The sequence below is a fragment of the Wolbachia endosymbiont (group B) of Xanthorhoe designata genome, from assembly GCF_964028585.1.
GTDB lineage: Bacteria > Pseudomonadota > Alphaproteobacteria > Rickettsiales > Anaplasmataceae > Wolbachia.
Genome location: NZ_OZ034794.1, coordinates 544752 through 565055, shown reverse-complemented (window position 1 = coordinate 565055; position 20304 = coordinate 544752). Strand labels below are relative to the sequence as shown.

At 34.9% G+C, this 20304-nt stretch carries 17 protein-coding genes and 2 pseudogenes; 2 read left to right on the top strand and 17 right to left on the bottom strand.

The window, feature by feature from the left end:
• The first annotated feature begins 5 nt into the window (after positions 1 to 5).
• Positions 6 to 356: a ribosome-binding factor A gene (locus ABWU64_RS02675; RefSeq protein WP_341815870.1), complete on the top strand. Its 351-nt coding sequence runs from the start codon at positions 6 to 8 to the stop codon at positions 354 to 356.
• A gap of 3 nt (positions 357 to 359) precedes the next feature.
• Complete coding sequence (gene ubiA, locus ABWU64_RS02670) at positions 360 to 1247, top strand: 4-hydroxybenzoate octaprenyltransferase (protein WP_341815869.1); 888 nt, start codon at positions 360 to 362, stop codon at positions 1245 to 1247.
• Between the two features lie 149 nt (positions 1248 to 1396).
• On the opposite strand, the gene ABWU64_RS02665 is transcribed toward ubiA, so the two are convergent.
• The 17 genes and pseudogenes from ABWU64_RS02665 to ABWU64_RS02585 form a co-directional block, all read right to left on the bottom strand.
• Entirely contained in the window at positions 1397 to 3019 is a 1623-nt protein-coding gene (locus ABWU64_RS02665) for a hypothetical protein (RefSeq protein WP_353279815.1), read from the bottom strand.
• 387 nt (positions 3020 to 3406) lie between these two features.
• Positions 3407 to 6013, bottom strand: a complete 2607-nt coding sequence (locus ABWU64_RS02660) for an NB-ARC domain-containing protein (RefSeq protein ID WP_353279814.1) — start codon at positions 6011 to 6013, stop codon at positions 3407 to 3409.
• The gene (locus ABWU64_RS02655; protein ID WP_353279813.1) at positions 5986 to 6822 is read right to left on the bottom strand and encodes a hypothetical protein; all 837 of its coding nucleotides are present in this window, start codon (positions 6820 to 6822) and stop codon (positions 5986 to 5988) included. The genes ABWU64_RS02660 and ABWU64_RS02655 overlap by 28 nt, the downstream gene beginning before the upstream one ends.
• 10 nt (positions 6823 to 6832) lie before the next feature.
• Positions 6833 to 7885, bottom strand: a complete 1053-nt coding sequence (locus tag ABWU64_RS02650; protein ID WP_353279812.1) for a hypothetical protein — start codon at positions 7883 to 7885, stop codon at positions 6833 to 6835.
• 2 nt (positions 7886 to 7887) lie between these two features.
• Positions 7888 to 8715: a hypothetical protein gene (locus ABWU64_RS02645; protein ID WP_353279811.1), complete on the bottom strand. Its 828-nt coding sequence runs from the start codon at positions 8713 to 8715 to the stop codon at positions 7888 to 7890.
• Positions 8716 to 8790: 75 nt separating this feature from the next.
• Positions 8791 to 9574, bottom strand: a pseudogene (locus tag ABWU64_RS02640) (IS5 family transposase).
• 47 nt (positions 9575 to 9621) lie between these two features.
• Positions 9622 to 9894, bottom strand: coding sequence for a hypothetical protein (locus ABWU64_RS02635; RefSeq protein ID WP_353279292.1), 273 nt, complete (start codon positions 9892 to 9894; stop codon positions 9622 to 9624).
• Between the two features lie 82 nt (positions 9895 to 9976).
• The gene (locus tag ABWU64_RS02630) at positions 9977 to 10981 is read right to left on the bottom strand and encodes a major capsid protein (protein WP_353279290.1); all 1005 of its coding nucleotides are present in this window, start codon (positions 10979 to 10981) and stop codon (positions 9977 to 9979) included.
• Between the two features lie 43 nt (positions 10982 to 11024).
• Positions 11025 to 11393: a head decoration protein gene (locus ABWU64_RS02625; protein WP_191110935.1), complete on the bottom strand. Its 369-nt coding sequence runs from the start codon at positions 11391 to 11393 to the stop codon at positions 11025 to 11027.
• A gap of 77 nt (positions 11394 to 11470) precedes the next feature.
• The gene (locus tag ABWU64_RS02620) at positions 11471 to 12541 is read right to left on the bottom strand and encodes a S49 family peptidase (protein ID WP_353279288.1); all 1071 of its coding nucleotides are present in this window, start codon (positions 12539 to 12541) and stop codon (positions 11471 to 11473) included.
• A complete protein-coding gene (locus tag ABWU64_RS02615; RefSeq protein WP_353279287.1) occupies positions 12538 to 13956 on the bottom strand; it encodes a phage portal protein in 1419 nt (472 codons plus the stop codon). The genes ABWU64_RS02620 and ABWU64_RS02615 overlap by 4 nt, the downstream gene beginning before the upstream one ends.
• Complete coding sequence (locus ABWU64_RS02610; RefSeq protein WP_341810093.1) at positions 13956 to 14987, bottom strand: YhcG family protein; 1032 nt, start codon at positions 14985 to 14987, stop codon at positions 13956 to 13958. Before ABWU64_RS02610 ends, ABWU64_RS02615 begins: the two co-directional genes overlap by 1 nt.
• 19 nt (positions 14988 to 15006) lie before the next feature.
• A complete protein-coding gene (locus ABWU64_RS02605) occupies positions 15007 to 15231 on the bottom strand; it encodes a gpW family head-tail joining protein (RefSeq protein WP_341810141.1) in 225 nt (74 codons plus the stop codon).
• A 1-nt stretch (position 15232) separates the two neighbouring features.
• On the bottom strand, positions 15233 to 17059 hold the full coding sequence (locus ABWU64_RS02600) for a phage terminase large subunit family protein (protein WP_353279284.1): 1827 nt from the start codon (positions 17057 to 17059) through the stop codon (positions 15233 to 15235).
• A pseudogene (locus ABWU64_RS02595) lies at positions 17056 to 18533 on the bottom strand (ankyrin repeat domain-containing protein). Before ABWU64_RS02595 ends, ABWU64_RS02600 begins: the two are co-directional and overlap by 4 nt.
• Before the next feature lie 19 nt (positions 18534 to 18552).
• Complete coding sequence (locus ABWU64_RS02590; protein ID WP_341810096.1) at positions 18553 to 19038, bottom strand: hypothetical protein; 486 nt, start codon at positions 19036 to 19038, stop codon at positions 18553 to 18555.
• A 28-nt stretch (positions 19039 to 19066) separates the two neighbouring features.
• Positions 19067 to 20287 (bottom strand): DNA modification methylase, encoded by a 1221-nt coding sequence (locus ABWU64_RS02585; protein WP_353279282.1) that lies wholly within the window; start codon positions 20285 to 20287, stop codon positions 19067 to 19069.
• Positions 20288 to 20304: the final 17 nt, after the last annotated feature.

Here is a 20304-nt window from a genome sequence, read left to right as displayed (position 1 = left end):
TGAATATGAAAAAGGAAATTAGAAACCTAAAAGTAGCATCGGTATTACATAGGGCAATATCAAAAATCTTAATGGAAGGTAATGTTCTTAATGAAAAAGTAGTAGTATCTGATGTAAAGCTAAGCAAAGATTTGAAGAAAGCAGATGTATATATTGTGTTATCTTCATTGAACATCCAAAATGGTAATGCTGATATCAGCACTGTTGTTAATGAAATGAACCAATCTGCATGGTCAATACGTAAATCTATATTGTGTTATGTTGATTTGCGATTTATACCTGAGTTAATTTTCAAGCCTGATTTAGCATTCGATAATTTTGTCAATGTAAGCAAAATATTACATAATCACACTTAATTAATGTATTTCAACCATTATTTCTCATTAATGAGAATACACAGTTTAACAGGTTTATGGCTTGCGCTATTTCCTAGCTTAAGCGGCATTCTTTTAGCCTCAATTTCTCTATCATATCAGGCTCTTTTTCTCCTTGTTTTGTTTACTATAGGTGCATTTTTAATGAGACCCGCAGGGTGCATAATCAATGATATCTTCGATAGAGAAATAGATGCGCACGTTGAACGAACAAAATATAGGCCACTTGCAAGTGGTGCATTAAACATAAAGCAGGCTTTGGCTTTACTTTCACTGTTACTGTCTATTGCCCTGGTAATCTTATTATTAACCAATAAAACTACTCTTATACTTGGAATAATTTCAATGTGCATGATAGTTATCTACCCCTTGCTAAAGCGTTACGTTTTGTGGCCACAATTGTTTTTAGGGTTTACTTTCAACATGGGATCACTCATGGGTTCAGCAGCAATAACAAACCAGATTAGCATAGAATCCTTGCTATTTTATATAGGATGCGTCTTTTGGACGCTTAGTTATGATACTATATACGCTCATCAAGATAAAAAAGATGATGAGAAATTAGGAATGAAATCTACTGCATTATATTTTGGCAATACAACAAAATCTTGGTTGAAAAGATTTTACTTAATATCCTTAATGGCATGGTTGTACGCTGGTATACTATCATCATTAAATAACATCTTTTATATTGCTTTACTTGCCATAGGATTCATATTTCACCACCAACACAAAAATTTCAATCCAGACGATTCTAATCAATGCATGTCCATATTTAAAAATAATTCCCAGATAGGACTCCTGCTCTTTTTCGGTATCCTTTTAGATAGAATTGTAAATTCTACTTTTGTATCCGTTCAGATGCATGGCTAATGTTAAATAATATAACCATTTCCAGCAGTAAAAATCAGCTAATGAGAGAAGTGTTTATTTTGGATGTGCTGGTCTATTAAATGTTCTACACAAATTTTCCTTTATATCAAATTTATTTTTTGATTTGACACACTTTTTTGAATGTTTTCTCAGCATTTCATTACCTTCTCTCTCTTTTCTCTTTCTCCATTTCCTGGCTCAATATTTACACATGACATTTTTCTTTGAGGATGCCTTGATAGTGGTTCATATCCAGAAGGTCCTGGCTGTGATTTTGATAAATCTTCTATTGCCTCAAATTTTCGCTTTTTCACTTGATAAGATTCATCTACTTCTTGACGGGTACTATAAGGGAAAAGGTTTGACTGCACCGTATCAAGCATTTCCTTACTACTATAGTTTGTCACAGCTTCAAGACACACCCTTTTGAACTCCTCAGAAGAATATGCATGGCTCTCAATTATATGGGAAGAAAGCATTTTATGATTATAAGCTGCTAACATTGCATATTGTTCTTTTGGCGATCCTGCTTTATCTAATAGAAATTCTAACACTTCAATATCAACTTCAGCAGCAGCTTCTCTAAATGCTTCATAATTATTGGCCGCCAACATTGCATGTCGCTCTTCTGGTGATCCTGCTCTATCCAATAGCAGCTCCAACACTTCAATATTACCTTCACTGGCAGCTATTCTGAATGCTTGACAAGCATTAACCACCAACATTACATGTTGTTCTTCTGGCGATCCTGTTCTATCCAATAAAAACTCCAATGCTTTAATATTACTTTCAGCAGCAGCTTCTCTAAATGCTTCATAATTCTTCACTGCTAACATTGCATGTAGTTCTTCTGGTAATTCTACTCTATTCAGCAGCAGCTCTAATACTTCAGCATTATCATTACCGGCAGCTACTCTAAATGCTTCATAATTATTAGCTGCCAATATTTTACTCTGTACATCTAGTAATTTCGCTTTATCCAATAGAAACTCCAATATTTTAATATTACCACTGTCAGCAACCGCCCTAAATGCTTCATAATTCTTCACTGCTAACATTGCATGTAGTTCTTCTAGTGATCCTGCTCTATCCAGCAACAACTTCAACACTTTAATATTACCTTCACTGATAGCTTCCCAAAACGCTTCGTAATCATTAGCCGCCAACATTTTATTCTGTACATCTAGTAGTTTCGCTCTGTCCAATAGAAACTCCAACGTTTCAATATCACCACCATCATTTGCAGCTACTCTAAACGCTTCATAATCATTAGCCACCAACATTTCACGCTGTACATCTGATGATTCTGTTCTATTCAATAAAAGTTCCAGTACTTCAGTGTGCCCCGCATAAGCAGCTTTTCTAAATGCTTCATAATTATTAGCTGCCAACATTTTATACTGTACATCTAGTAATTTTGCTCTGTCCAATAGAAACTCCAATGCTTTAATATTACTTTCAGCAGCAGCTTCTCTAAATGCTTCATAATTATTAGCCGCCAACATTGCATGTCGTTCTTCTGGTAATTCTGCTCTATCCAGCAGCAGTTTCAACACTTCAACATTACCATTACCGGCAGCTACTCTAAATGCTTCATAATTATTAGCTGCCAATATTTTACTCTGTACATCTAGTAATTTCGCTCTGTCCAATAGAGATTTCAACGTTTCAATATTACCTTCAGCAGCAGCTTCCCTAAATGCTTTATAATTATCAGCCGCCATTAACATTTTATATTTAATATTTTTCTGTGATTGTTGTGTTTCGTTCATAAATTACCTCTAACCTAGAGATACATTATGCAGCATAAATACTTAATATTTTTCAACATTACTGTACTTACATTTTTAAGCATTATAAATGCTTGTATTTTTTGTATACTTCTTCGATTTTTGCTTTCTTTAGGAAAATTTCTATTGCACTTTTATCATAAGATAAGCATAAACTTTTCTTACCATAATTTTTCTTTTCCATTTTTTAATGAATTAGTATTACATATTGCTAAAAATTTAAACAATATAACCATTCTCGGCGCTCAAAACTAAAAAATGTGAGAATTGTTCGTTTTAGGATGGGTTAGTCTACCAAGTGATACATATACATAGAAAGAAAAACAAATAATACTATAGACTTAATATAGACTGAGACTGAGACTATAACTATATACATGATAAATTAACTATAGCATCTTGCTGATAGCTAAGATCAACGTTGACATCATTAAAATAACTACTTACCTGCTTATTGTCTATTTTTCTCCTTTTAGCTTGTGTATTCCCTATGTCTAAGGGCCTTTTATCTTGAGACAGCAAATCTTCACTTGATGAAGTATTGACTGAAGGATAATAGTTGCTACTTTCTTTTGCATACATTTCTTTTAAGATTGAAACACCTTGAGCATTCAAATCAGATCTTTTAAATTGTAAGAGTGATTCTCTTTTTTCTATCTCATTTTTTAAATATATTAATCTATCCTCACCCCTAGTAAACAACTTTTGTATAGCATCTACAGTCTCCAAAGTATCAGGATGACTTATCCCTATAATTTCCTCCTGTATTTCTTGCAGCTGTTGAAGTTCCTGTAATGCTCTTTTCCTTTCTCCTAAATCAGAATGTAAAAGAGCTATATAAAATTTGACAGATAGTACTATAGCAGCACTCTCTGAAAACTCATAGTCTTTTTGCAGCTTCAGCACTTTTTTAAAATATTGTAACGTTCTATTGCTTAATGTTTTCCGAAGCCCTTCATCTATATTCTCTTCGATGGAATAAGGAGCGGGTTGCAAGTACTGACTATCTTCTTGATTTTTCAGAACATCTTGCAGCTGCTCAAGTAAAGCTTGTATACTCAACTTGGGTGATAAATCCTCTTCACATGGTAGCATTCTTTCATTTATAGTTACTTTTTTTCTATCTTGACTTATAAAGAAACACGCTAAGGCATAGGCATATTTTTCATCTAAGTTATAAAATTCATACGCTTCAGAAGGATAAATATAAGGATCACCATGAGATTTAAAATCATTTCTTTCAAGGAAAATTTCATCTCTCAGTTGTCTTACATAGTACAAAATCGTAAAAGCCTCAGTATACTTTTTTTGCATTACGAATATTTTAGCTACAATAGTTGCTACATTCAGATATTCTTCTATAGATTCCAGAGCTTCTTCGTCAAATAACCTCGTGACTATAAAGTCATTACGTTTAACGTATGACAATGCTTCTTTATAATTTTTTTGTTTGAGATAAGTAGAAAGTATTTTTTTATCCAAAGCAATAGGAGAGAATGCACCATTTGTCTTCTCTAATTTTTTTAAATCTAGAAAGATTGTTAACGCTCTATTATACCATCCTAAACTAGCTTGCGCACAGGCGAACTCATATTTAATTAATCTTGAATATCCATCATCTACAGTAAGTAATTCATATGATTTTGACGCAAGATTGATAACTTTTTGATACTCACACAACTTATTTAAGCTACTTAAGACTAAACAAGAAAAATTCTTATTTTCCCCTATTAGATAGTCATATTTTTGACTATGCTCAAACAAAGATAAGAGATGACTTACCTCTAAAAAACCTCCTTCAGTTTCAGATACCAGTCCTATGACACAGCTTAATATTTGTTTTTCCTCATCTATATTAAGCTGTGAACGTATTGCTTTTTTTATTAATTCATGCATAATATAAACTTTGTATTTATCTTCCTCTTCTGAATAAATCATAGAATACTGTTCTAGCAATTCGAAAACGGAATATAGCTCATCCTCATCTCTGATCCAGGCAAGAAATACACTGGGGTTAATTTCACTACAACCAAAATAAGCCATAGCATTTAAAATTTTGAAAACTTCTTCTCCGGAATACATCTCTTCTATTGCTTCTATCGAAATTAGTGATGTTATTTGTAATATCCTAGCGTATTCATTTTGTCCAGTGTTTCGTGGAAGTTTCTGATCGAACTTTTCATACTGTATTAAATATTCACAAATTCCAAATGCTTCACCCAAAGGACTTGATCCTTTGTTCTTTATACACGCTGCTGCTAGCTTTATAGCTAATGGAAAACCTTTAAGCTTTCCTACAAGTGCTTTTATTTGTTCATCTTGTGATCCATCTACTATCTCTAAAATTCTTTTGACAAGTTGTACAGCGTGTTTTTCTCGAAGACTATCTAAAGATACTTCTGATATATCTTGATAATCCAGATCAGAAGAAGTAAACAAGCAATCAAAACCACCTCTTTGACCTCTGATCTTTAAAATCCTCTTTAGATCTTCTTTTTTAACTCCCTGAAAAAGAAAGAGGCATTTTTTCCTTTCTTTATTTCTTTCTCTTTCCATACACATGCTTAGCCTATCTCGGACAAGGGAAGCAAAAGAACTTTCTATAGACAATATATCTTGAGTATTTACCTCATAGGCATGAAGATAAACTCCTTTGTTTTCTTCAACAAATTTTCTAGCTAGTTGAGTTTTGCCAATGCCAGATGGACCTACTATTGCTACTGCCCCTTCCTGTAATTTCTCATATATCTCATCTATTTGTTCATCCCTTCCAGTGAATTCCCCTACTGGAGCGCACACATCCTTTAAATTTATTTTTCTAAACAAAGACACTAATCCTTTTTCACTTGGTACCTTTATACGAGACCAAAGGTTCCTAGGTCTTGCTGTACTAGCGCACTGTAAGTCGGAGGAATTGACATAGTCTTGACAAATTGCTTCAGTATGGCTTACAAATGTTTTTTCACTTTTTGACAATAAAGTGAATTTGATGTTTTTTTTAAATTTTCTTCCATCAAAGATATAATTTTACTATTTTTTTTAGCTCTATCTAGTCGGTTTTTGCTGTTTGTTGCCTTTTCACTTTCTCTCAACTTCGCTGTTTCTTTGAAGGATTTCATATGTACATTAAAGCTTTTTTTACGGTCTTGACGATAAGGTAAGATGTAATTGCTTAAAAAGCTTACCTCCAGTTCAATATGGGATTTAATTTTTACTATACAGTTTTGAATTATTTTCGTGCTTGGCACTTGAATTTCCTGATTAATAATATTAAATACCTCTTTCACGATTTTCTTAAAGTCTTGTGAATCTAAAGTATAAAGATAGTTTTCTGATCCCTTATTTTTAGCTTCTATTCCAATATATGTTGTGTCTTTTCTTTCACCAATAAGAAAACGACGATAACCATACTGACCAGACTTATCTTCGTTATTCCTTCTATAATAGACAAAAGAAGATTTCTCCTCTCTTATAATTTCAATATTTTCATATAAATCTCTAAGGCTATAATTTTTCTTTCCATACTTTACTATCTTGTCAGGTACCTCTTGCGAGTATTTATCAGAAATAAGAGCCTCAGCTATCCCTATACAATCCAATTTTTTCTTATGCTCTTTCTGAGTGTAATATTCAATTATCTTATCTATAGTATCATCTGCTATCTTTGAAACATGATCAAAGCCTATTTTCTCAAACTGCATTTCAAAACTTTGAAAAATATTGCATCCAGCATCCACTAATATTTTTCTAAAATCCAGTCTATATCTTTTAAACGTCTCTATCATATCTGATAGACTAACAAAACTTTTTGTTTTTTTTTGTTACATTACCTACTTTCAAAGATAATCTCATATTAGACACCATCCTTTCACCTGTATACGCTGAAATTCCAAAAATGCACCGAACAAACCCATCAATGTTAATTTCTTGTGGAAACATTCTTTTTTCTTGCCTCAGCATATTCCCAAATGCATCGTATGCAGCAAGTTTAATTTCGAATAACTGTACAAAACTTATAACAAAACTTATCAAATTTGAATGCTCTATTTGGTAAAATTGATAATGCTGCTCTTCCTTATAAGATAAGTGTATTTTATTATAATATTTTCTCTGTTCATTATATATACGATCTTCTGAGCCTTTTTGAGATACTATTATCATAGTCTCTAGTAATTTAGATATTGTATATATTTCATATTCTCCGCCCCAAGCTCCGGGTACTTCCATACATTCTAAATAAGCTTCGAACATAAACTGCTGAAGTTGACTACATTCTTGCATCTTATCAAGCTCAGTGCGAATTCTCTTTACTTCATCTTCATTAAAGAAATCAGGCTGGAGCTTATTAACATCAATATTATACTGCTTAATTTTTTTATCATTGAATTTACTTTTAAACTTTTCTTTAAAGATACCTGTTATAAAATAACTTTCATTCCAACTTTCAAAAAAATCTGTCATATTAATTTTTGTTTCAAGTACTTCTCGGTTAGAATACATTGCATGAATGACTTCAATACGGAATACTTTCGTTACTAACTTCCTTAGTGTGTTATTCCCATAAACATTTATATTGTCTTGTATTAGCTTTTGCATTGCCTGTACATCATAACCTTCTTCAAATAGTTTTTTAAACCTCTTATAGAAAGCATAATCATCAAATTTTACGGGAGTTAAGTAAGCTAAAGCAACAGACCAAAATAAGCAATTACCATCTCCTGGTACATCAACTTCTTTATACGAAACAAGAGGATGCATTATCTTAGCAATATCTTTCCTGTTATTCTCTTCAGCAATATCTATAGGAGTCTTTCCTTCATTATTTGAAATATCAACATGTGCTCCCACTCTCAGTAAAAACTTAACAGTTTTTGACTCCCCCTTATAAGATAAGCAGCAATATGTAAAGGTGTATCATTATGTTCATTAACCTGAAAATTAATATCTAGCCTTGGACATACTTTGAAAAAATCTTGTAGCTTTACAACCTTCTCATTTTCTGAAAGACTACAGTCTTCTATAACACTGGTAAATCTTTTGTGTAATTCCTCCACTGTATTTTTTAAAATTGGCTCAAAATGAAAACTTCCAATACTTAGTATATGTATAGTATCTTTTTCATTGTAAATTTTTTTACTAAGAATTTCAGAGCTTAACACATTCTTTTGATAACCTTCACTATCAAGAATGTTATGTATAGGTACATTTTTTCCATCAATAGTGGTTGTTACTTCAATTAAATGCAATCTTATCTTATACTCATTACAAATCATTTTCCCCTCAATTTCAGGCCTGCCACATATAGGGGCTCGTAATCTACTTCCATACTTTAGGTCAGTTAATTCTTTATATAAGTGTGGTCTTTCATCTTTCATTTTCTCTATATCTTTAACAGTGTATTGCATGCCAACCAAATAAGTCTCCCATAAGACATCATTATTAATCTCAGGCAATGGAAGTGCTATTGTAGTATTGCTAGAATTTTTAGTATCTTCTATAATTTTATCTTTCATTTTTTCTTTATTGTTGAAAGCGTGCTTACCACAAACCTCTCTCAAAGATTTTACAGTACAGTTCACATCAGGTTTAATCTGTCTAAGACCTTGTACAACTGAATCAAAAAAACAATCTTTCCCATCAATTGATTTTCCTATTGTAAAATCTTTTGGCAGCTTCAAGTCACTTTGAATGCTAGTACCTTCCCTTTGACTTTTTATTGACTTAGATTGACCAGATATTTGCTTAGAGCCTGTTCATAATCTTTTCAGAAGCAAAGCAGCGAAAGCAAGAACGACCATTTGCAGGCTAGTGTTGAGTTTCCGCTCGCAATTTTTCCACAATCGCCTACATTTTTGCAACCAAGCAAAAGATCTCTCAACAACCCATCTTTTCGGCAATACGACAAAGGTGTGTAATTCGCTTCACCTCAACAGTTGCACCAATAGTTACTTTCATCTGTGTTGCAAAATTTTCTCCTGTGTAGCCAGCATCAACTAGTATATTTTTAACTTCAGATAGGTTTTCTTTAGCATTTTTAACCATTCTCACAGCGCTACTACGATCAGTTATTTCTGCCGTTGTTATATAAATTGCGTGGGGTAAACCTTGTGTATCTACCGCAATATGGCGTTTTATTCCTGAAACCTTTTTGCCTGCATCATAGCCTTTTTCTTCAGCAGTATCTGCATTTTTTACGCTTTGTGCATCAATTATGCAGAAGCTGGTTTTTTCTTTCCGACCATTGTTTTGTCGGACCACGCCAACTATTTTTTTTAATACCAGCTCCAGAACACTTTCTTTATTTGCATCTGCTTTTTCACTCCACTTCTTAAAATAGTCGTAACAATTCCGCCATTTTGGAAACTCTTTTGGTAACATTCTCCACTGGCAGCCACTTTTTAAGACGTATAACACTCCACAAAATACATGATATAAATCAAGTGTTCTTGGCTTTGTCCTCTTCCTGCAAGACTCCAGATCTGCTACAATAATCTCAAACTTTTCTCGACTTATATCACTTGGATATAAACTTCGCATATCCTACTTTATATACTTTATCCTCTCATTCTATCCCTTTTTTGAGATCACGTACAGGCTCTTAGTGGTGGTGTGTGTATTTTGTATTTGCAATCACCTATAACAAAAATATCTCCTACAATTGGCCTCAGTATATCAAAAATGCTTACCTCAAGAAAAAGCATCTCTCCTACAAATTGTCCTTCACCAATCTCGTATAATTTATCTGGCTCTTGCTTTAGTACTTGTACCATGTACGCCTTATTTTTCGACTTATACAAAGCTACTTCTCCTAAATGGGCAAAACAATCTTTTAGTAATCTCTTAATATTCTCTTGCATTCTTTCATAAGTATGCTAATAAGTTATATACTAGTAGAGTCCTCTTGTACCTCACCAACTTGTAGTTACTCTACCAGTATTGTTATGCTGCAACGACTTTTACTAATGTTCCTGGTCTGTGGCGCATTGGCAATGGATTCGACTGCGTATGTAAATCAGTTCCTCTATCAAATCTCCTTGGCTCTTGTTTTGCATATAGTGGCTGTCCTAGTGTATTTACTGTTTCATTAAAATCTGCTGGTGCAAAATATGTTGTAAATGTGCTCGCTGTTCCTACTGGAAAACAGTGCCCTGTATCTTTCTCAATAAATCTTCTTACTGTTCCTTCGGGGTCAGTTGCTTGCCCTCTATATTCCTCAAATGTTATGCCACAGAACGTAAATCCTGACCTCATATCATTTCGAAGTGCTGCTCCTTCTTGCCATCTTTCATATGCCTCTTTCACTTTACTATGCGAAGTTAGTGCATCAAAAAACTCAGGGCTTACCAGTGCATGAATTCCCGTCATATATTCACCACTTAAGTTATCCTCAATATGTCGCAATACCTCCAAGCACTTACGCTTTACATCAGTTGTTGCTGTTCCAAGGGCAAAATTTACTACTTTTGGTGTTATTTCAAATTCGTTGTACAGATTTAATAATTCCGACCCATCAGCATCTAAAATTATTCCCTTCAGCGCTCCCATACGCAAATGCTCCAACGTTATTGCATGTTTATTTCTCATTAGCTGCAAATGGTCAGTTATTACATCTGCCAGCGCTTTCAGTTCACTTTCCGACCCAAATGCTCTTATTCCCTGTACTTCTTCTGGTAACACTACATCATCGTGAGGAATATGTGGAATCGTAAATGTTCTTACTTTTCTTTTTCCTCTTTTTCCTACTGTTGCTGGTGCTCCGGGTACTTGCGTTGGTAGTAAACTTAACACTCCGTTGTGTTCTTCTATGGTAATATGTCTAAATCTTACTGATCTACTTGGAAACAAATTTAAATTTTCAATTCGTCCATAATTTATCGGCAATATATTTATCGCATTTGTTAGTGCCGTCATGCTAAATGCTGTGTTTGTAAATGGATTTTGCATTTTTTATTTTCCCCCTTTGTGTTTTTTATTGTTTAATATAGCCTTAGACTGCTTTACGGATAATGATCCCTCGTCCTTCAAGTTGCTTTATTGCTGCATTTTTTTGCTCTTCAGTGATATTTGCTGGCCACACCACTGCATGATCTGCTAGTATTGCACCACGAGTAATAATTACTGCTTTGGCATTTTCTGTCGCATTTACATCACTTACTATTGCACCTATTGCTGTTTGTGTACCATCTGTGGCAGTTGGATTTATTATCTTAATCATGTTATCTTTATCGAGAGCCACTACTGTACCAAGTTTAAGATTTTGTCCCTTTGCTACTGTTATCTGATCTCTTGAATATAGACTTGACACCTCATACTTTAATAGGTCACCAAGATTATTTTGTTCGCTTATACAACTCATAAAATTTCCTCATTTATTTTCCCCTTTAGTTTTACCGCCATGTTTATAATTGTTGTACGCGGCGGTTATAAAAAAACTTAAATACTTGATTGTGCTCTAGTCCTTGCTACCTCCATCATCAACTCTTCTCCTGAATTCTGCGGTATTGCACTCAGTATCTCTGTCTTCTTTGTTCTCTCTGCAAGTAATTCCATTAAAACTTCCCTAGCTTGCTCAACACTTACACTTTGCTCAATAAATTCTCCTATCTTTTCTGGCATTCGTGATAAGTTACATAAACGTATTAATTCTAAAACTTCTCCTCGACATTTTTTGCATCCACCTTTTTCAATTAATTCATTTGTGTCTACAATCTGTTTAGCTGTTGCGTTTAAATTCATAGTGTAACTCCTAATAAATTCTGAATATGTTGTTATTTCATCAGCAAGGCCTATTTCTATTGCTCTCTCGCCAAAATATAGCCCTGCCTCCGTTGATCGAATCTTTTCAATTGAAAGACCTCTGTTCCTCGCTATTAGCTGCACAAACATTTCATATAGTCGGTCTACTTCTTTTTGTAAGCTTTCCAGACTTTCAGACGTCATTGGCTCATGTGGGTTTAAATCATTCTTTCGACTACCAGCAAAGATTGTGGTGTACTTAATACCTTGCTTTTCATCAAATCTACTTTGATCTATATGACTTGCTATTACTCCTATGCTTCCAACTCCTGAAGTTCTAGTTACCAATACTTTTTCAGCACTTGATGCAATTGCATACGCCGCAGAATACGCATCATCATTTGCTATTGCCACAATCCTCTTTTTTCTCCTTGCTTGGTAAATAAAGTCGGAAAGGTCGAATAAACCGTTTACTTCTCCTCCGGGGCCGTCTATGTCCAAAATTATTGTTTCTACTTCTTTATCTATTAAAGCTTCTTCTATCTCTTCACTTATCTTCTCATACGATGTCATCCCCAATACATCATCAAAAACTTCTGACTTTTTCGTCAAGATTCCATGTATTGGTATTATTCCTCTTTCACTATTTCTTACCGCATGTTTTATATTTTTAAAGATAGGCTGCTTTCCTGTTTGTAGTGACAGTAATTCAAAACTCCTTGGTTCTACCATTACACATCTGTTTAGCCATATCGCTTGGTTTTTCATATTATCTCTTGATTAGTAGTAACGTCGGAATCAAAACTTAAACCCAAGGAACTAGCACGTCTTTGATCTTCTGCAATTTCTTGGTCTATTTCTTCTACATCATAACCTAGCTCTGAAACTACTTCTGATCGACTCTTAAATCCATTTCTTACTGCCATTTGTTGTGCTTGCTGATCTTTTAGTGGATCTACCCAATCAAATCCCTGTGGTATCCATTTTACTTCTTCTTTCGCTGCTTTTACTACTTTTTCATCTATACAGAGTTCTCCACAAAGTACTGCTAACTCTAGCCATCTACTCCATACTGGTCTGCAAAATTGGAATACTATAATGTTATGTTGCAGCATAGCGCATCGACGACGAAACTCTATCAGCCCTGCTCGAATGGATGAATAATTAACACCGGTTAAATCTCCTGTTAGCTGCTCATATGTTATTCCTGTACCTATTGCTATTGCCCTTAGCTGCTGTCTCATAAACGCTTCATAACTTCCTCCAACATCTGATGGCTCTGAAAATTTTATATCTTCTCCTGGGTCTAAAAGCTGCATTGTTCCAGGTTCTAGGCCAGATAGTGCTACTCCTTGCTCACTTGCTTCACCTTCTCCCATGATATTTGCTTCTGGATCGAGTCTCGTAATAAATCCTGCAAACATTGCTGCGGTTTTCTTTCTCACCAGCTCTGCATCATCATATTGATCAAGTTCATAGAGCTTTAGCAGTATACTCGAAAGCCATGGCTCTCCTCTGATTTGCCCAGGTCTTAGTGGTCTATATATATGTAAAACATCGTTTGCTGGTACTCTCACTGATTCTCCAAACGTACTTTCACCAGGGTGTTCTCTAAATAAGTAATATGCTTCTCTTTGCCCAAGTCTATTGAACTCAATCCCGTTTCTTATTACATTACCATTGGCTAGTGTTTGATTGCTCTTATTGTCCAAATGCTCTGATTCCAATACTTGAAGTTGCAATGGTACAGAAAATCCATCTTCGAGTTTACGATGTCGGAGGCGTACAAAACACTCTCCACCTTCTATCATGCTCCTACATACCAGAGCTTGTAATCCATAAAAATCACTTATTCCACAGCTATCTGCTTCATCTGTCCATTTTAGCCATAATTCTTGCACTTTCTTTCGAAATTCTGCATTCTTTGCTTTTGATTGCGGCTTTATTCCTGTTCCAATAGAGTTACTTACTATCGTATCAATAATATTTGCTGCATATGGATTTTTTCTCACCATATCACGTGATCTACTACGTAAAGTTTCAAGGCTTTGAGACAGCAAATTGTTTATACTTCCTAACTCTGGTTGAAAGTGAAAAAATCTTCTTCCTGAACCTGCCGCATCCCATGCTGAGCTTTTTATCTTTGGCTTGCTAAATAATTGCTTGAACGATTTTAATAACATTACTTTTCCTGATCTGAAACTTTGGATAACTCAGCCTCTAGCTCTTCTACTGTTGGTAAAGCTGCCTTTATATTCTTTGGTAGATTTTCAGTAATTTTATATTCTGCCAACCCTATCGGTTTATTTATGTCTTTCAGTGTATACTTAGCTAGTACGTTATCCTTTGACTTGCATAAAATTAATCCTATAGATGGTTGATCTGTCTCATGCTTTAATAAATCATCAACGGCTGAAAGATAAAAATTCATTTTTCCTGCATATTCTGGCTTGAAATCTTTGTCTTTTAGCTCAATTACTACAAAGCAACGTAGCTTCAAATGGTAAAACAATAAATCAATATAGAAGTCTTTATTTCCAACATCTAAGTGAAACTGCCTACCAACAAATGCAAATCCTTCCCCTAGCTCAAGCAAAAACTTCTCTACATGGCCTACAAGCCCTTTTTCTACTTCTCTTTCGTGAGCATCGTCTCCTATACTCAAAAAATCAAAAATATATGGATCTTTTAATGTATAATGTGCTAAATCTGATTGGGGAGAAGGTAACTTATCTTTGAAGTTAGTAACAGCTTTTCCTTGACGTTTGTACAATTCACGTTCGATTTGCATCACCATTATACTACGTGACCAACCGTGCTCTATAGCCTTTTGAAAATAGAATAGTCTTTCTTTTGGATCTTTTACTTTATCTAAAATAACTACAATATGAAACCAAGGCAATTGTGCAGCAACCTGCTGCGTAAATTCAGTATCTTGATATTCTGCAGCAAATTGGCGCATATAAGTAAGATTCCTAGCACTAAATCCCTTCATTTCTGGAAATGCGCTTCTTAAATCCTTACTTAGCTGATCTATGATTTTAGCACCCCAGCCATGTTCTTTTTGGCGTTTTAAGATCTCTGTACCAATATGGTGGTAAAGCACAATAAGCTTGCTATTTACTGCCAGTGCTGCTTTATAACGACTAGTAGCAATCTGCTCTTTTAGCTGCTCTAAAAATTCTGTATATTCTTTTGCTATAATTTTTGTCATATGGTTCCTTTCAACGATATTATATGATCCCTTTACTCGTTGAAAAAACAATCTTTCTCTTTGGCTTCATTCCAGCAATCTTTAGTTCACCTTTGATGCGTTGTCTTAAGCTTAGCAAGTCATTTATCTGAACTTCAGCATATCTCACCACATGGTCACCATATGCAATTGATACTACTCGCTCTCCGCTTTGCAGTTTTTTTATCGCTTCTTCGACTTGACTTAAATATTCCTGATTGTACATTTTACTTCTCATTCAACCATTTACTTTGTCTCACTTTTTTAGGTTTTTTGCTTTCTGGCTTTTCACTTAAACTATTCCATTTACTCTCTGGCCATCTGTCTATTCCCAGTGCTATCGATGCAGCTCTTGCATAAATCCTACAGTCTAATACTTCATTTCTTTCTCTTACCTTTTGCCACTCTTGTTTGGTATAACCTTTTACTACTTTGCTGACTAATTGCTCTGCCGTTAGCTGCTTAAAATATTCAGGTGCATACTCGGGAAAATGACAGTATCCTGCTGGAGCTTCTTCACCGTCCTTTAAAACATTAAGTAATTGAAAAAGTTCTGACTTTAAAATCGATACTCCCACTGGCCAGAGCTTTATTCCTCTTTTCAGCTTTTGACCACCAACTGTTATATCTACTCTGCTTGGACTGCTAAGTGGTACTAGGGCTTTATTTACACCTTTAACTGCCATTACTCTTCCAGATCCTTGATGACCTCTTACCCAGTTGTATACTTCTTGCGTTGCATATCCAGCATCTACTGCCATCATGCTTATCATATATTCAAGCCCATTTTCACCGATAAAATGATGACTCAGAAGCTCCGAAAGTTTTCCCCATACTTCTCCACCTCCTGTATCTCCTTCAAATACTCGGTAGTCTATTGACCAACTTTCACGGCTTTTTCCCCATGCTACAACTTCCACCTCTAGACGATCTTTTTGGACATCTACTCCTGCAGTAAGTACCACTTCTCTCCTAGGTACTGTGCCAATCTGAAAAAATTCTCTCCTGTTAAATAATTGTTTCCAGTCTGGTACTTCTCCTTTGTCTACCCAGGTTTCTCCAAGCGTAGTATTTATCCATACTTTTAGTAATTGTTCACTTTCTTTTGCATAAAGAAAATCTTCTACTGCTTGAGTCCAACTATACCAGCCAACTGGACTATAAAGACTTGAAAGATGAAATCCTTTTTTCTCACCTTTTACTCTATTAGTAGGCCTCCATTCTCCACGCTCAAGCATCTCTGTCTTTTGATGATTTTCTATTTTGCCGCTACATTCAGTGCAGACATAATGTGCTGTTCTTGAGTCATTGTTTTCCCATTTTATTTGTGACCATTTTAGAACTTGATAGTAATTACAATGCGGACAGGGAACAAAAAAATATCTCTTATCTGTTGCTTCAAATTCTTTCTCAATTCTGCTTATTCCATGAATTGTTGGTGTTGATACTAAAAAAATCTTTCGCCGTGCAAATGTATTAGTTCGAGCAATACTGAGCAGCACTGGATCTCCTTCACCACCTGAATCTCCTGGATAGGCGTCTATTTCATCAAGAAAGAGATATTTTACTGGCATAGATCTCAGTGCTACACTGCTATTTGCTCCGGTTATTACTACTATTCCACCTGGAAATTCCTTACTCTGCACAGTATTGCCTGAGTCTCTTGATCTTGGGTCTTTTACTTTACTCTTTAAACATGGCGTACTCTCTATTAACGGCGCAAATCTTCCTTTTGACCAACGCTTTCCCATTTCAACTGTTGGCTGCACAACTAACATTGGACCAGGAGTCTGATCTATAATATAGCCTATCCAATTGTTACCAGCTTCTGTTCCTCCAATCTGCGCTCCTTTCATGAATACTACTTTTTCTGCAGGTGAAGATGGTGATAGTGAATCCATTATTTCTTTTAAATAAGGAGTTCTTTCTGTTCTCCATTTACCTGGCTCTGATGCTGCAGTTGCTGCTAAAACTCGATATTCATTTGCCCACTCTGATACTTTAAGCTCTGGATCTGGTTTTAAACCTTCAGAAAAAGATGTGGCGTATATCATTGTCTGCATCTACTCATAATTGGTTCTATCTCAATATTGTTAACAGTAGAGTTTATTCCTCCACACTCCTCCAATTCCATAAACATCTTTTTCTGAAATTCGTTTTCTATATATCTTTTGCTCATCTCGCTTACCATTATTGCTACAGCAAGAGCAAATATCCCTGTTATTGTTGCAAAAATGATCACACTGCTTATTGTTGTTGCTGTTAACCCTATACATACCGCTATTGCTACTGCACTTACTGAGGTAAAAACACAGATCACACTATTGTATTTTCTCACTTTTGCATCTCTATGCTCTATACACCTATAATAAATTGGTACAGATCTGCCTATCTCGTCTGGTAATTTGATGCTCTTTTCTTTAAATAAAGTTTTTAGCAATTCTAAATTATTTAACTTGATTGCTAAGTGCAGAACAGGTGTATAATTTGCTCCTTTTTTTAGCAATAACTTTACTACATGTAAATGCCCTTTTTCTGCAGCAAGGTAAATCGGTGATAGACTCTTATTATTTGAAATATCAATATCAATTTCTTCTTTTAAGATAGACTCTACAAGCTCAATTTCTCCTCTTTGTGCAGCTAAATGGAGTAGACTATTCTTTTCAGAACCGTATTTATTACTCATCAAAGCCTTCTTTATCTCAGGTTTAGCGTAATCAAATGGTGTTTTACCGCTATCGTCTTTTACCAGAGGGTCTATATCTTCTCGCGTTAGTAAAACTTCTATTGTTTTAAGTCTTTCAGCATAGTGTAGTGGTGTTTTATTTTCGTAGTCTTGCAAATTGACTTGAGCATTAGGCTCCCTTATTAAGCATTTGAGAATATCAAGACATAAGTCTCTTTCATCGTAATTAGTATTACTTACAGCTATATGAACAGGTGACAATTTCATCGAGTTTTGTCCTACACGTGCGCTATTTACATCTGCTCCTAGCTCCAGTAATAACTTTACTATCTCCAATTTTTTGTTGTTAACTGCATAGTGCATCGGTGTCTGATTTCGTGCATCAAAAACCTCGATTTCAGCATTTCCTTCTCTTATCAAAATCTTTACAACTTCTGCATGTCCTATGCCTGCCGCTAGATGTAATGGCGTATGATGCAAAGCATTTCGTGCATTAACGTCAATACCTTTTCTGATCAAATATCTCACTGCATTAATTTCACCTATCATTGCAGCTAAATGAAGTAAACTATCTTGTTCTGACCCGTATTTGTTATTAATTAGCGCTTGTAATATCTCTGCTTTTTCCCTTCTTTGGCGTAATCAAGAGATGTTTTACCTTTATTATCTTCCACAAAAGGATTAATGTTCTTCTTCGTGAGTAACAAATCCACCATACTTAATTCATCAAACTCTATAGCGCAATGTAGTGGGGTTTTCCCATTTAATCCTCTAACATTTACATCTAATCCAGGTTGATTAATGAGACACTTTATTAACTCTAAACTTAAGTTATCAGCCATTTTATATTCAAAATCTTTTTTATATTTGAAATTTAGTATTAGATAATTCTTGTAATGAGTTTGTAATCTCTTCGGTTAGCGTCTTATGAATCTTTTCAGTGTCGCTCAGTGAGGCAAGCAGTGCTGAAACTCTATTTGGAATATTAAGCAAATTATTACGGACAACTCTTGCTACATTAAATGCATCGCGCTTTACTTCCTCTACTGCTACAAGTTCACCAATCTCAGCCTTAGCTTTCGCCTCAAGCAATTTGCCACGTTCCATCTCATTTTTTATTCGCGTTTTAAGCAACATTGTGGAAAGGTTACTTGTATTTTCGTTTTCTGGATTTTTCCTCCTCAGTGGCTGACTTAGATCTCTTATTGCTGCTACCGCTTCATTTGCTTGTTCTCTATTGATCAAACCATCCTCCAACTCAACTATTCCTTTTTTTACTAAATAACAGACATATTGCTTTGATACTCCTATCTCTCTTGCCCATTCCGTCTGCGTGATTTTTTCCACTCTTTTCCTCCTCTCTTTTTGCTCCTTTTTACGAATTTTCTTCTTGAATTTCTGCAAAAGTTTTACCAGTACCAGAAAGAATTGCTTCCCTACCTGTGTACACTTGCCAACGTTTTATCGTTACATCTACAAATTTTGAATCTAGCTCTATTGTTCTGCAAATTCTTCCTGTTCTCTCACATGCAATCAGTGTACTTCCAGAGCCGCTAAATGGATCAAGAACTATGTCTCCTGATCTGCTGCTGTTTACTATTGCTCTCTCCATTAGCTCTACTGGCTTCATTGTTGGATGTAATGAGTTATGTGTTGGCTTATCATAAAACCACAGATCACTTTGATTTCTACCCCCATGCCACTCACGTTTATTACCGCTTTTCCATCCATAGAGCATTGCTTCGTATTGTCTTTGATAATCTGATCTTCCTAGCGTAAAGTGATTCTTCGCCCAAATGATAAATGTTGACCATTTTCCTCCTGCCTCCTCAAATGCTTTTTGCAACGTTGAAAACTCTGATGATGATATGCAGATGTAAATTGCACCTTTCGTATATGCTAAAATATGGGAACAGATGTCGTAGAGAAAAAGCTCATACTTTTCACCTTGATTATCATTTAATATTTTTTTCTCTTCTCTCTCCTGACTGCTACCGTAATCAACGTTATATGGAGGATCACATACGGTAATATCTGCCATTTTATTATCTAATACCGCTTTATATGATTCAACTAAAGAGCTATCACCACAATAGATTCGATGATCACCTAAAATCCATAGATCACCTAGTTTTGTTATTTCTACCTTTTTGTCATCAACAGCTAAGTCAGAAAGATCTTCTTTTTCACTATCTAAATCATCAAGGAAATGTTGAACTTTTTCTAATTCAAATCCAGTCATTTTAAGATCAAACTGTAAATCTTCTAACTCTTGAATTTCTACTTTTAAAAGCTCATCATCCCACTTTGCCCAATTAGCTGATTGATTTGCCAGTAATCGAAAAGCTTTGGTTTGTGGTTCATTTAAATTATCACTTAAAACAACTGGAATACTCTCCATACCAAGTTTTCTTGCTGCTTTAAGTCTTAAATGACCATCAACCACAGTTCCATCGCTTTTTGCAACTATTGGTATACGAAAACCGAATTCCCTGATTGAAGCACACATTCTATTTACTACGTCATCATTCTTACGTGGATTACGCTCATATTCAACTAGGTTTTCAACAGGATAGTAGTGGATTGCTAAATTCATATCTTAATAATTAAAAA